Source organism: Streptomyces sp. NPDC057474 (assembly GCF_042802555.1).
In the GTDB taxonomy this organism is placed as follows: domain Bacteria; phylum Actinomycetota; class Actinomycetes; order Streptomycetales; family Streptomycetaceae; genus Streptomyces.
In genome coordinates this window covers 1-13220 of sequence record NZ_JBHVDX010000126.1, presented here as the reverse complement: position 1 = coordinate 13220, position 13220 = coordinate 1, and the positions used below count along the sequence as shown (strand labels likewise).

11 protein-coding genes are annotated in these 13220 nt (G+C 69.8%); 4 read left to right on the top strand and 7 right to left on the bottom strand.

Going from position 1 to position 13220, the window contains the following annotated elements:
- Positions 1-84: 84 nt before the first annotated feature.
- From ACFU53_RS29255 to ACFU53_RS29235, 5 genes are all read right to left on the bottom strand, one after another.
- Positions 85-1056 carry an LLM class F420-dependent oxidoreductase gene (locus ACFU53_RS29255; RefSeq protein ID WP_383998702.1) on the bottom strand — a complete coding sequence of 324 codons (972 nt, stop codon included), beginning with the start codon at positions 1054-1056 and terminating at the stop codon, positions 85-87.
- Positions 1057-1309: 253 nt separating this feature from the next.
- Entirely contained in the window at positions 1310-1873 is a 564-nt protein-coding gene (locus ACFU53_RS29250; RefSeq protein ID WP_383998699.1) for a snapalysin family zinc-dependent metalloprotease, read from the bottom strand.
- Between the two features lie 209 nt (positions 1874-2082).
- Positions 2083-2406, bottom strand: coding sequence for a hypothetical protein (locus ACFU53_RS29245; RefSeq protein ID WP_383998696.1), 324 nt, complete (start codon positions 2404-2406; stop codon positions 2083-2085).
- 291 nt (positions 2407-2697) lie between these two features.
- Complete coding sequence (locus tag ACFU53_RS29240) at positions 2698-3558, bottom strand: oxygenase MpaB family protein (RefSeq protein WP_383998693.1); 861 nt, start codon at positions 3556-3558, stop codon at positions 2698-2700.
- A 212-nt stretch (positions 3559-3770) separates the two neighbouring features.
- Positions 3771-4388 (bottom strand): TOPRIM nucleotidyl transferase/hydrolase domain-containing protein, encoded by a 618-nt coding sequence (locus ACFU53_RS29235; protein ID WP_383998690.1) that lies wholly within the window; start codon positions 4386-4388, stop codon positions 3771-3773.
- Here ACFU53_RS29235 and ACFU53_RS29230 point away from each other — a divergent pair.
- Entirely contained in the window at positions 4290-4634 is a 345-nt protein-coding gene (locus tag ACFU53_RS29230) for a hypothetical protein (protein WP_383998687.1), read from the top strand. The two genes, ACFU53_RS29235 and ACFU53_RS29230, sit on opposite strands and share 99 nt — an antisense overlap.
- 329 nt (positions 4635-4963) lie before the next feature.
- Positions 4964-5572 carry a DUF4232 domain-containing protein gene (locus tag ACFU53_RS29225; protein WP_383998684.1) on the top strand — a complete coding sequence of 203 codons (609 nt, stop codon included), beginning with the start codon at positions 4964-4966 and terminating at the stop codon, positions 5570-5572.
- Positions 5573-5875: 303 nt separating this feature from the next.
- Here the strand turns inward: ACFU53_RS29225 and ACFU53_RS29220 are convergent, their stop codons facing one another.
- Entirely contained in the window at positions 5876-6553 is a 678-nt protein-coding gene (locus ACFU53_RS29220; protein WP_383998681.1) for a DUF5701 family protein, read from the bottom strand.
- A 785-nt stretch (positions 6554-7338) separates the two neighbouring features.
- Here ACFU53_RS29220 and ACFU53_RS29215 point away from each other — a divergent pair.
- Positions 7339-7626 carry a hypothetical protein gene (locus tag ACFU53_RS29215; protein WP_383998679.1) on the top strand — a complete coding sequence of 96 codons (288 nt, stop codon included), beginning with the start codon at positions 7339-7341 and terminating at the stop codon, positions 7624-7626.
- A 437-nt stretch (positions 7627-8063) separates the two neighbouring features.
- Here ACFU53_RS29215 and ACFU53_RS29210 read toward each other — a convergent pair whose 3' ends face one another.
- Complete coding sequence (locus ACFU53_RS29210) at positions 8064-9110, bottom strand: LacI family DNA-binding transcriptional regulator (protein ID WP_383998676.1); 1047 nt, start codon at positions 9108-9110, stop codon at positions 8064-8066.
- Positions 9111-9508: 398 nt separating this feature from the next.
- Here ACFU53_RS29210 and ACFU53_RS29205 point away from each other — a divergent pair, with 398 nt between their 5' ends.
- Positions 9509-13180, top strand: coding sequence for a LamG-like jellyroll fold domain-containing protein (locus ACFU53_RS29205; protein ID WP_383998673.1), 3672 nt, complete (start codon positions 9509-9511; stop codon positions 13178-13180).
- Positions 13181-13220: the final 40 nt, after the last annotated feature.

Genomic DNA, 13220 nt, shown 5'->3' with positions numbered 1-13220 from the left:
GGGCGCTGATCGACCGCCCGGAACGCGACTGGGCGCGTCGGCGGGGAGGGTTCGACAGCCCCGCCCCGTCGCGGCGTGGTGTCGTCATGCGAAGGCGTCGCGCAGGGCGGGCAACAGCGTCTTCTCCGACCAGTCCAGATACGCGGGCTGCGACTCGCCGCCGATCTGCACCAGGGCGATCTCGGTGAACCCGGCCTCGGCGTACGGGCGTACGGCCTCGACGAACGCCTCCGGATCGTCGCCGCACGGGATGGACGCGGCGACGTCGTCGGGCGTGACGAACTGCGTCGCCGATTCGAACGAATCCGGATGCGGCAGCTCGGAGTTGACCTTCCAGCCGCCGCCGAACCAGCGGAACTGGGCGTGCGCGCGCCGGACGGCCGTGTCGCGGTCGGGGTCGTAGCAGACCGGTAGCTGGCCCACGCGCGGCTTGCCCGCGCCGCCGTGCCGGTCGAAGGCCTGGAGCAGCCCCGGCTCGGGCTCCGTGGCGATGACCAGGTCGGCGAGGCTGCCCGCGAGGGCGCAGGACTGCTCGCCGGAGACGGCGATGCCGAGCGGCGGTGGCTCGTCCGGCAGGTCCCACAGCCTGGCGGATTCCACGTCGTAGTGCGCCCCGTGGTGGTTCACATGGCCGCCCTCGAAGAGCGCTCGGATGATCTCCACCGCCTCCTGGAGCATTTCGTGCCGTACGTTCACGGGCGGCCAACCGCCGCCCACCACGTGTTCGTTGAGGTTCTCACCTGAGCCGAGACCCAGCCGGAACCGCCCCTCCGACAGCAACTGCATCGTCGCCGCCTTCTGCGCCACCACTGCGGGGTGATAGCGGAACGACGGGCAGGTCACGTACGTCATCAGTGGAATGCGTGAGGTCGCCTGGGCGGCCGCGCCCAGCACGCTCCAGGCGTATGGCGAGTGCCCCTGCGTGCGCAGCCACGGGAAGTAGTGGTCGGAGGTCACCGAGAAGTCGAAGCCCGCGCTTTCGGCCCGAACCAGATGGTCGACGAGCTCACGGGGACCGGCCTGCTCGGTCATCATCGTGTATCCGATGTGCACCATGAGAACCGAGTCCCCATCCGGGAGAGTCGAAAACAACTCGCCGACGCCTCAACCTGGCTGAGTCCGAGCTACGTTCGATCCCGGTCGTACGCGCGTCGGCCGAGGACTACCGCTGCACCTACGCCACCGACCGGACCGCCGTCAAGACAGAGCCGGCGCCCAGCTGTCGACCCGGCCGAACAGGCCACGCTCACCGAGGTCTCCGCCCCGGGTTCGTTTGGGCGGGCATGAAACCGGTGTGGTGCGGCACGCGTCAGTCCACGATCACCTCGGCGCGCGCCGCCGGGGCCCGCCCGACGAGCACGCCGTCGAAGTTCCCTTCGACCTCCGCCTTCTCCGCCGCGTTCGGATACGGGTTCGTGCACGCGGTGCCCGCGGTGGAGCCGGACATCAGGCTCGAGCACGGTCCGGGCTTGCGATCGGGCAGGCCCAGGATGTGCCCGAGTTCGTGGGCGGAGATACGAATCGTGTCGTAGCCCTGGTCGACGGCCTGGCGCCCGATGTAGACGGTTCCGTTGCCCAGGGTCGTGGGCAGGGCGCGCGGCCAGCCGTTGTCCGCGAGGACCCGTATGTTCGCGCGTTGTCCCGCGGCGGCCGGCCGCAGCTCGACGGCGTCGACGCTCTCGTTCCAGATCGCCGCGCCCCGGTCGACCGCGCTCCTGAACTCCGCCGAGCCGCCGGCGTCGTAGGTGAAGACACGGGCGGCCAGGGGGGCATCAGCCGCGTCGGGAGGAGCGGCCACGGCCTGACCGCCCGTCAGGGACAAGGACACCACCAGGGCAGCGGCCAGGCCGCCGGTCAGCGTACGGACGTGCATGATCGACCTCCTTGTGGGGGGAAGGTAGTCGTGCTCATGACACTATCCGCTTACTGCCCGGTGGGGCGGAGGCGAATCCGTCAATCCGAGGTGCTCCCGGCCGAATGTCGCCGCAATCCAGCCGGGTGCCACCCAATCGTGTGGCCGCCGCCCCACTGTGCCGCGTCGGCGGCCACACGATGTCGCTCATCACTTGATGACGCGGTGCGTCATCGGCCGAGCGGCAACGGTCGGTTCCTCGGGTAGAAGGTTCGGTTGCCTGGCCGGTAGACGCCGATCTCGTCGATGCCGTTGCCGTTCCAGTCGCCGATGATCGGCAGATCCCCGACGTTGCCGTACGCGATGGCGGCGTAGCCATAGCGGTAGAAGGTGCCGTTGGAGGGCCGGTAGACGCCTATGTCGTCGATACCGTCGCAGTTCCAGTCACCGATGATCGGCACATCCCCGCTGTTGCCAAGGTGATGGGGGTGCAGCCGTTGCGGTTGCCCGCAGGGGGAGCTTGAGGCGCGCAGCCGGGCGGTGGTCGCATCCACCCGGGCCATGGTGACCTGTCTCCGCGGGTGGGCTGGAGTCGCAGCTCAGCAATACCGAACTGGTCACCCTGGGGGGTGGCAGGCCCTGCTGGGCTCCGTCTCCGGGGCCCGCTCGCTGCGCTACGGCGACAACCCCGCCCACCTGCACAGCCTGAACGGGGCCGCGTACGGCTACTGAGCCAGCCACTCCCGCCTCTTCTGACAGCTGCGGCTGCGGCTGCGACACCTCCCGCAGCGAGGTGGGTTCACCTGTCAGGCCTGAAGCGGCGTCTTGCCCCGCAGCCAACAAGCTCACGCCGGACGGGACTGGCGAGGTGGGGTCATGACCCAGCGGATGGTGCGGGTCAGGGCCTGTCCTGTGGGACGTACGGCGAGATCCTCGACGACCGGCACCCGGGGCAACCACAGCATGCCGCGGGCCCAGGACGGGAGCAGCGCCACGGCGTTCGCGGCCAGCCCACCGTAGAAGGGCCGTACCGCAAGGGGCAGCGGAGGCCGGAACAGTAGGAAGCGGGCAGCGGCCCGGGCCTCGGAGGTGGCCCTCAGTTCGTGCCGGTAGGCCATCAGGCACTCGGACAGCTCGCGGCGGTCCCGTGGTGGGTCGCTCACCCCCAGTGCCTCGGCGACGCGCGCGGTGTCGGCGACGTAGGCGTCGTAGCCGGTGGCGTCCAGTCGGTCGGCTCCGAAGCGTTCGTGGGCGCGCAGGAAGCTGTCCGTCTCGGCAGCGTGCACCCAGCCGAGCAGGTGCGGATCGGACGCGTGGTACGGCACGCCTTCGGCCGTCGTCCCGCGGATCCGTTCGTGGATCCCGCGGACGTGGTCGACCGCCCGCTGGGCGTCCGCAGCGGTGCCGTAGGTCGTCACGGCCAGGAAGGTGCTGGTGCGCTGCAGTCGGCCCCACGGGTCGCCGCGGTAACCGGAGTGCCCGGCCACCGCCGCCATGGCGAGCGGATGCAGGGACTGCAGCAGCAGTGCGCTGAGCCCACCGATGAACATGGAGGCATCACCGTGGACGGTGCGGATCGGGCGGTGCGGTCCGAACCAGCGCGTGCCGGGGGTGTGGTGGATGCGGGCACGCGTCTCCGGTCCCTCGGGGCCGGCGACGCGGCGGAACAGGGCCTGGCCCAGCTGTTCACGGACTACGGTCAACACGGTCGGCCTCCCCTCTCCTGCTACCCAGTGTCCGCGATGCCCGCCCGAACCCCGCTATGGCACCAAGGCTCACCGACCGGCCGACGCGGGCATGGCCCGCGAGCCAATGCCTGGCTTGGGCGTCGAACGGGCGTGCCGCCGTCAGAAGCCAGACGTCGAACCCGTCGGAGGGGCCGTTCAGCCCCGGCGTTCCTGCCCGCGTGGATGGCCCATCACAGGCTGGCGAGGAGGTCGTCCAGCGGGGCGGGCACCTCGCCGGGAGCAAGGGCTTCGACCAGGAGGCGGCCGTAGCGGATCTTGCGGCCCTTCTTGGTGCCGATGAAACGCCGCAGCTGCTGATGCTGGGGCCGGCCGTGCTGGGCGGGCTGCCGCACGAAGGTCTGCCAGGCGCGCAGCTCGTCCTCGGCCCGGACGATCCGCTCGACCCTCTCCAGGCCCAGCGCACGGATGAGCTCGTCCTCCAGGTCCGCCGTGCAGACGAAGACGCCCGGGCGCGGCACCCAGGCCGGGTTGAGGCCACGGTCGAAGAAGGGCTTCTCGCGCTCGTCGCACAGACCGACCAGGCGCAGCCCGAGACCGGACTGCCCGAGGAGCCCCGCGTAGCGGCCGACGCTCATCGCGCCGCCCATCGACACCACGCACACCCCCTCGGCCGCCAGGTCACGGCCCCGCCCCGCGGCCAGCGCCTCGACGGCCGCGAGGTCGCTCGCCCCTTCCAGCAGGACCGCCGTGTGCACGCCCACAAGCTCCGCCAGCTCCCTCGCCGGCCCGCCGGAGCCACCGCCCGCCCAGCCTGTGACCGCGTCCCGGAACATCCGCATGTCGACCATGCCGGGGAGTCTGCTACGTCCACCGACGCCAACGCACGCGATATTCGGCTGCGTGACGGCGCAGGCACATCACCGGGCCGGGCGCGGCGCAGCGCACAGGCCCCGACCACGCCCGTCGTCGCCCGGCTGCGCACCCACGGCGCCGAACTCGTCGGTGAGCCGACGCAGTACGAGGACAGCTATCGGCTCTGCTACGTCCGCGGCCCCGAGGGCATCATCGTCGGGCTGGCCGAGCAGCTCAGCTGAAGGCTGCCGGACAGGACCGTGCACCCAAGGAATCATCCGAGCACTCGCGTCTGGGAGCTGCGCCGATCCGCGGAAACCTCCGGAGGGGCGTCCCCAGGGCTCGTCCCCGTTCGCGGGAGCTCAAGCGCCTGGGTATCGCTGCGCCCCCGCCACGGTCACAGTGTCACAAACCTGTGCGAAGACAGTTCCCTCTCGGTGCGAGCGGGTGGAAGCACCGCTCCCATGAGGCACGATCACCGGGACATTCCGACGTCCGGGGGCTTCTCATGGCTTACGCAGCTCGTTCACGCCGTACCACCGCCGCATTCGCCGCTCTCTCGCTCGGCATCTTGGCACTGACCGCATGCAACGGCGACGCCGAGAAGGACACGGCCGCCCCCAGCGCGGCAGCAAGCCCGTCCACGGGTACGGACAAGGGCTCCGACACGCCCTCGACGGCCGACCCGGGTGGCGACGGCAGCGACAGTGGCGACTCCCCCGCCGGCCATGACAGCACCCCGCCGTCATCAGAGCCCGGAACCGACGACGGTCAGGACGGCGGTGTGGGCATGTGCGAGACGACCGACCTGAGCTACAACGTCACCGTTGCTTCCAAGCCCGTCAACCACGCCTTGCTGACCGCGACCAACGAGGGCAGCGACCCCTGTCTGCTGCCGGCGAACGAGCTGGTGATCACGATTCCGGGGCTCGACGGCGCCGCAGAGCACATGGGACCCGACGGCAAGGACTGGATTCTGGAGGTCGGCGAGAGCGCCCATGCCGGGATCATGTTCTCGCGCGCCGACACCGCGGGCGGTAAAAGCGCCGACAAGGTGGAGGTCGCCCTCACCGCTGCCGAGAGCCCGGCGACGGTACCGATCAACGACGGCCCTGTCACGGTCAACGACGGCCAGGTCACCAGCTTCTTCGGCACCGCCGAGGACGCACTCACGTACTGATCACGCCGCACTGGGCAGTAGTACGTGCATCGCCCTCCGGATCGACATGTTCGGCGCGCCATCCGGGGTTGGGGAGACGGTCCCGGAGCGCGTGGAGGACATCGCCGCCACGCAGGTGCGGCCCGCGCGCCTCACTCATCCGCTTCGCGTCCGGCCAGCCGTACCTCCTCGATGTCGAGCGCGGCCTGGAATGCGCTCTCCCGGCGCGAGCTGAGGCGGACCGGCGCGACCGAGTCCCAGATCGCGGTGTCGACATACCCTCTGTCCGCCCGTGGCTCCTCCCCGCCACACGTTCACAACTCCTTACAGGTCCTTGAACCTGCGGCCCGTTGCGGAGGCGAACCCCAGCCAGGTGTGCCGGTTGCCCCACCAGCACCAGCCGACCTTGGGTGCGTCGCGGCGCTCGCGGCCGTCCCGCCCGGTGCCGTTGCTGATCCAGATCGCCGGGGTGCGGGCGTCCAGGGTGCCGTCCGCCTTGCGTAGCCGGGAACCGATGGGCATGAAGCAGTGGTTGCGCTCGAGGACGGTCGGCTGCTGGAGCACCCAGTGGATGCCCTCGGTGAGCAGCAGCGGGGTGCGCTCCTCCCTGATGAGGGCGGGTAGCGCCTCGTCCGGGCTCCAGTTGGCCATGTGGTCACCGCGGTCAAGGCCGGTGACCACGTAGAGGTGGGCGTCAGGCAGCTCAATCGCGCAGGGAGCGAAGCGGTCGACGTCGGGCATGTCGATGACGACGAAGCCCGGCTTGCCGTCCCGGCGGAGCAGCGGCGCGAGGACGGAGGCAGGGACAAGGTCCGGGTGAACCGCGAGCAGAGCACCGTCGCCGCCCGCGAGCGCCGCAGCGGCCTCGGCGAAGCGACGAAGCTCGTCGGCGGGCAGCCCGGCGAGCTCGTGCACGCCCAGCTCGATCAGTCGCTCGGCCTGCGCGCTCAGGGCCGGAAGTGCGGGGAGGACTGTGGCAGTGGCGAGCGTGGTTTCGGGCACGATGCTCCCAGGAATAGCGACGAAAACGGGCTCAGAGGCAACGAGGCGACCCGCCGGAACGTTCCCGCAACCAGCGCCTGGTCAGACACGCCATCAATTGCCTGCTCATCCATACGTAATTCGGGTCGGCGCCCGATGCAAGGGGGATCCGAGCCAGACAAGACACCCCCACCTCGCATCGGGCTGACCGGCCAGGCAGAGCCGGACCGCCCGGCCTTCAAGGCCGCCCTGCTCGTGGAGTGAGCTCAGCGATTACGCCTACTTGAGCAAGACGGTTCGGTCGGTCGCCACCCAAACTCCTCCGACTCTCCGCCGCGTAGCCGGAGCCGTACGACCCCGCCGGTTCAGGACCGGGCGACCTCGTGGGTTCAGGACCGGGCGGGCCGAGGGATGAGAAGTTCGGCGTTGCCGTGATTGACGGCGTGGAACTGGCCGGGTTCCAGTGCGGGTAGTCGTTCAGGCCGTTGTCGAAGTCGGTGGCCCACTTCTCCCCAAGCATGGGGAAGTCGCTGCCGATCATCAGCGACGGGGTGCTGGGGAAGGGTCTTCCCGGCTCGCGCGGTGTGCTGGTACCAGCGCTTCAGCGTGGCCCGGAGTTCCGGGGCCGCCGCCGATGCGCCTGGCGGGGTCGGCCGCTGTCATGGGCGTGAAGACACGCAGTCGGCGGCTTCGGCCGACGCCCAGCCACCCATTGAGCTGCTGAGCCTTCCGGCTACGAACACCGCTGCATGGCAGGCGAGTTGAGAATGTCATGGGTGCGCGCTCGACGAATTATGATCTTGGTCATGACTGTGCAGAACTCTGACAAGACTCTTTCCCGTAAACAGCGACTTCAGGAGAAGCAGCGCCGCCAGTTGGCGGTCGTCGACACCGTGGACAAGGCCGAGTTCAAGGTCCGCAAGGCAGAAGCCGAACTCGCCGTGGCTGTCACAGAGGCAGTGCAGATGTTCGGTGACGAACAGTCCGCGTCCGAGGCGCTCGACATGTCGGTCGAAGCGATCCGGCGCTTCCTTCGCATGGCGCAGGACGAAGCGACCGGCGCCAACGACGTCGCCGAGGTCGGCAGGCCGTAGCGGCCGGGGCCGGGAGATCGCCGCTCGCGTACCGGGCTCGTTGAGTGTGTAGACCAGACCGAGGAGCAGCGTGAGGCGGTCAGACGGCGCTGTCTGGAGTAGCGATTCATCGCGGGTTCCTTTATGTCTGGCGTGCGGGTACCGAGGGGTTGGGGCACGCGGGTACCGAGAGTTTGGGGCACGCGGGTACCGACGTGTTTCGGGCATGGGGGTACCGAGGTGATGTCGGGCATGCGGGTACCGAGGTGATGTCGGGCATGCGGGTACCGAGGTGATGTCGGGCACGCGGGTACCGAGAGTTTGGGGCACGCGGGTACCGACGTGTTTCGGGCATGGGCGGGCCGAGGACAAGGGGTTACTGAGAGCGGGCACACAGATAGCACTGGTGTGCGGTTCGGGTGTTCGGCGTGGTGAGGAAGAAAGGTGGGCGGTTACGGTCAGGGCGTCGTAGCGGGCCCGGTGTCCACGGCGGGCGGGACTCCGGCCGGCCCGGTGCTGGCCCGCAGCGAGATCGGCGGCGCGAGCAGATGGTGCCGGGGCGGCGCGTCGGGATGGTCGAGCCGCTCCACCAGCAGTTCGACGGCGAGACGGCCCATCTCGGCCGCCGGTACGTCCGCCGCGGTGAGCTGCGGGGTCACCGTCTCCGCCCAGCGGCCGGCCACGACCCCGGTGACGGAGAAGTCGCGCGGCACATGGCGGTCGGCCTGGGCCAGCCCCCGGTAGAGGCCGCCGAGCGCGGCCTCGTTCAGCGTGACCAGGGCCGTGGTGGCCGGGTCGTCGTGCAGGATCCGTTGCACACAAACCTGGCCCGAGGCGGCGTCGTCACCGCAGCAGTACGTCCGGACCGTCAGCCCGCGCTCGGCCGCGGCCTTGGTGAAGCCCTCCAGGCCGCGGTGCGCGGACTCGTACCCGGCCCGCAGCAGCTGCTCGGGACGGTTGACGAAGGCGACCCGGCGGTGGCCGAGATCCGCCAGGTGGTGGACGCAGCGCTCCACCAGCGCGGTGTGGTCGAGGCCCACCCACCAACCGCCTTCGGGGCGAGCGGTGCGGCCGATGGTGACGGAGGGGAAATCCAGGGCGGTGAGGTGGTCGACCCGGTCGTCCTCCAGCCTGATCTCCATCAGGATCGCGCCGTCGACCCGCCGCTCCCCCAGCACCCGCTGGAAGGAACGGTCGCTGTCCACGCCGCTGGGGGACAGCAGCACGTCGTAGTCGTAGGCCGCGGCAGCCTCCACGACGCTGCCGATGAAGTCCAGCTGCATCCCCGTGTAGTGGTTGCCGGCCGGTGGGAAGACCAGGCCGATCGTGCTGGTCCGGCCGTTGGCCAGGGCGCGGGCGCTGGCGCTTGGCTGGTAGCCCAGCTCGTCGACGACCCGCTGGATCCTCCGGCGCGTGTCCTCCGAGACCGGGCGCTTGCCGCTCAGCGCGTAGGACACGGTGCTTCGCGAGACTCCGGCCCGCCGGGCGATCTCACCGATGTTCACGCCGACTCCTTGCTCGAACCGGTTCGATGTCTCGGAAGAGAGTACCGCCCGGCGGTCGTGAGGTGGTGCGATGGACGAGGGACGTCGGCCGGCCGTCGAACCGGTTCGCGTGAAGTGAAGGTAGGAACTATGGGAGCGCCTGTCAACACCCCCGTCCACACGTCCGTGATCCCGACAAAGGGCTCGGAAATCCTTGCGTTGGAGGGATTGCTGGTCGGGTATCCCGGTGCTAGCTTCGCCGAACCGGTTCGATGAAGTGATCCTTCCGGCACCCGTGAGGGCCGCTCCGCGCGCCCCGGACCACCTACGCCCTCCTCACCGGAAACGGCGCGTGGACGAGCAGCCGACCGAGGTGGGCCGACCGGAACCCCGTCACCCGAGGATTGAGGACGCGATCCATGCCATCCGCTGACAGATCCGCCCGGCGCCGAGTTCCGGCCGCCGTGGCCCTGACGCTCGGCGCGGGCCTGCTGGCCGCACCCGCCGTCCCCGCGCAGGCGGCCGACACGCCCCAGCCCGTCGCCCGCTACACCTTCGACCAGGACGACCTCGCCTCCGGCAGGATCGCCGACAGTTCCGGCAACGGGCTGACGGCGACCCTGGTGAACGGCTCCACAGCCCAGTCCGTCGCGGGCACGGACGGCGGCAAGGCACTGGCCCTGCCCGGCGGCGCGCCCACCTCCGACGGCGCGTACGTCCGGCTGCCCCGCGAAGTGCTCGGCGACGCGAGCGACCTGACGGTCTCCGCCCGCGTGAAGTGGAGCGGCGACAAGGCGTCCTGGCAGCGGATCTTCGACCTGGGCACCAACACCACCAAGTACCTCTTCACCACCCCGTACAGCGGCAACGGGCTACTGCGCACCGCCGTCACCACCGGCGGCGGGGGCGCGGAGGCACAGGCCGGCGGGTACGCGATGCTTCCCGCCGATGCGTGGAAGACCGTCACCGTCACCCTCGACACCTCCGCCGGCCAGGTCACCACCTACCTCGACGGCGTGGCGGTCTCCTCCGCCGAGACCAGCGTCAAGGCGAAGGACCTGCTGGACGGTTCGGCCACGGCCGCCGGTTACATAGGCAAGTCCCTCTGGCCGGATCCGCTGCTCAAGGGCGCGATCGACGACTTCACCGTGTGGCACTCGGCGCTCAGCCCGGAGCAGGTGGCCGGTACGGTCGGGGACGTGCCGACCATCCAGGAGCTCTCGAAGACGTCCTTCGAGGTCCGCACCACGACCGGAACCGCCCCGCCCCTCCCCGCTGCCGTCCGCTCCTCCTTCTCCGACGGCTACGACCGGGACACGCCGATCACCTGGGACGCCGTACCGTCCGAGAAGTACGACCGGCCAGGGACGTTCACCGTCGCGGGAACCGCGGCCGGGCGGCCTGTGAAGGCGACTGTCACGGTGGTCCGCGAGGGGCAGCTCACCGTCGACCTGGGCTCGGACACCGGCGCGTTCCACGGCGGCGCCTCCGGCACCCTCTACGGCGTGTACGGACCGGACGTCCCCACCAACAACCTCATGGAGGGCATGGGCCTGCGCACGGTCTCCACGAAGGCGCAGGACGGCCCCCAGCACCCCGGTGCCGACGCGCTGGAGGTGGTGAAGCCGCTGGCCGACTCCACCGACGGTGATGTGTACATCTACATGACCGACATCCACCGCGGCTTCCCGTACCAGTGGCCGGGCGACACCCCCGAGGAGAAGATCGAGCTCTACAAGGAGAAGATCGCGGACCAGGTCGACCAGGTCCTGCGCCTGCCCAAGGAGTACCAGGACAACATCGTCCTCGTGCCGTTCAACGAGCCCGAGGGCAACATGTTCGGCACCGGCGAGTGGAGCTACAACAAGGTCAGCTGGCTCAACGACCCGGACGACTTCTTCGCCGCCTGGGACGACGCCTACAAGCTCATCAAGGCCAAAATGCCGAGCGCCCGCATCGCCGGACCCAACACCAGTGTGCTGTACGACCAGGTGAAGGGCTTCCTCACGCACGCCCTGGCCGCCGGCACCCTCCCTGAGGTGATCACCTGGCACGAGCTGAGCCATCCGGAGGCGGTGCGCGCGAGCGTCGCCAAGTACCGGACGTGGGAGAAGGAGCTGTTCAAGGGCACCGGCAAGAAGGGCACCCAGCTCCCCGTCAACATCAACGAGTACGCCTTCAACTACCACACCTCCGTCCCCGGCCAGATGATCCAGTGGGTGTCCGCGATCGAAGAGTCCAAGGTGGACGCCGACATCGCGTACTGGAACATCGACGGCAACCTCTCCGACTCCGCCGTGCAGGCCAACCGCGGCAACGGGCAGTGGTGGCTGCTGAATTCGTACGTCTCGATGAGCGGGCACACGGTGGAGGTGACCCCGCCGTTCCCCGGCGAGAACTACACCATGCAGGGCGTCGGCACGCTCGACGAGAAGAAGAAGCAGGCCCGGCTGGTCTTCGGCGGGTCCACCGGAAAGGGCCACATCACCTTCGCGGGCGTCCCGAAGAAGCTCTTCGGCAAGCGCGTGCACGCCTGGGTGCGGGAGATCGAGTGGAGCGGGCAGGTCGGCGACTCCTCCGGCCCGAAGCTGCTCACCGAGACGGACCTGAAGGTCGGTGACGACGGCACGGTCGTCGTCGGCTTCGGCGACGGCGGGCTGCCGACGCTGAAGGAGTCGTCGGCGTACGAGATCGTCCTCAGCCCTGGCGGGAAGGCGAAGGGCACACAGTCCCCGCCCGCGTCCTGGCAGGCGTCGTACGAGGCGGAGGACGCCGCCCACACCGGGTCCGGCTACTCGAGGAACGGTCCGGAGGGCTCCCCGCGCGATGTGTCGAAGTTCTACACCTCCGGCGGCTACAACGCGGGCGGGCTGCGCACCGGTTCGGACGTCACGGTCGACTTCACGGTGGATGTGCCCGAGGACGGAACGTACGACCTGAGCGTCTTCGCCAACTCCCTCAACACCCACGACAAGGTAAAGGAGCAGGGCCCCACCAACGTCTTCCTGCGCGTGGACGGCGAGAGGGACAGCGAGCAGGAGCTGTACCTGACGCTCGGCTACAAGTGGGTGGTGTGGGACCACACCGACACAAGGGTCGAGCTCACCAAGGGCAAGCACACCCTGACGCTCGCCGCGAAGAGCCTCGACGGCAAGCGCGTCACCAAGGGTGACGCCATCGTCGACCGCCTCACCCTCTCCCTCCCCGAGGCTTCGGCCGCCACCCAGGTGTACGAGGGCGAGCTGGCCTGGCCGACCGGCGGGGCACAGCCCGTCTACGACCTGCCGAAGCAGGCCGGAACCCCCGCCACCGGCTCGGGCGCGGTCCGGCTCGCGAAGAACCAGACCGCCACGTTCTGGGTCTACTCCGCCGCCGACCGCGAGGCCACGCTCAAGGTCGACACCCTCGGCGGCACGGGCGCCCGGCTCTCCGTCAACGGGCACGACGTCCTGCGCCTGGCCAAGGGCAGGAGCAGCGTGGCGGTCTCCCTCTCAGGCGGCGTCAACAAGGTGACGGTGACCGGAGGTTCGTCCGCCACCCTCGTCGACCGCCTCACGGTCACGCCGACGGAGGGCGCGCTTCCGGCGCGAACGTACGAGGCGAAGGACGCGAAGCTCGCGGGCTCCACCACGCTCACCCCGCTCTCCCTGGCCACCGACGGGACGGCGATCACCGGCATCGGCGGCGATCCGGGCAACGGCAACACGGCGACGTTCACCGTGGCCGCGGACCGGGCCGGCCTGTACGCACTGCGCATCCGCTACTCCAACCCCGAGCAGTCCGAGGCCACCCACTACAACCCCGACCCACTCGCCCGCCACGCCGACATCACCGTCAACGGCGGCGAGACGCGGCGCGTCGGCTTCCCGCACAGCTTCCACCAGAACAACTTCTGGGAGCTGACCGTCCCGGTCCACCTCAAGAGGGGCCAGAACACCCTCGCCTTCCGCTCCGAGGAACTGCCGAACTTCGACGGCACCACCTACGCCTCGGACACCTTCCCCGGCGTGCTGCTCCGCTCCCGCTACGCGCCACTGATCGACCGGATCACCGTCGCGCCGTATACACGGGAGGTGCGGGCGGTCCGATGAGATGAACATCGAAGCGCCCGGTCCGTCACGGTCGACGGAC

What these genes read in the sequence shown, in the direction of transcription:
- ACFU53_RS29215 (WP_383998679.1), top strand. Translation starts at nt 7,339, where the DNA reads ATGACTGTGCAGAACTCTGACAAGACTCTTTCCCGTAAACAGCGACTT.
- ACFU53_RS29205 (WP_383998673.1), top strand. Translation starts at nt 9,509, where the DNA reads ATGCCATCCGCTGACAGATCCGCCCGGCGCCGAGTTCCGGCCGCCGTG.
- ACFU53_RS29250 (WP_383998699.1), bottom strand. Translation starts at nt 1,873, where the DNA reads ATGCACGTCCGTACGCTGACCGGCGGCCTGGCCGCTGCCCTGGTGGTG.
- ACFU53_RS29235 (WP_383998690.1), bottom strand. Translation starts at nt 4,388, where the DNA reads ATGGTCGACATGCGGATGTTCCGGGACGCGGTCACAGGCTGGGCGGGC.
- ACFU53_RS29255 (WP_383998702.1), bottom strand. Translation starts at nt 1,056, where the DNA reads ATGGTGCACATCGGATACACGATGATGACCGAGCAGGCCGGTCCCCGT.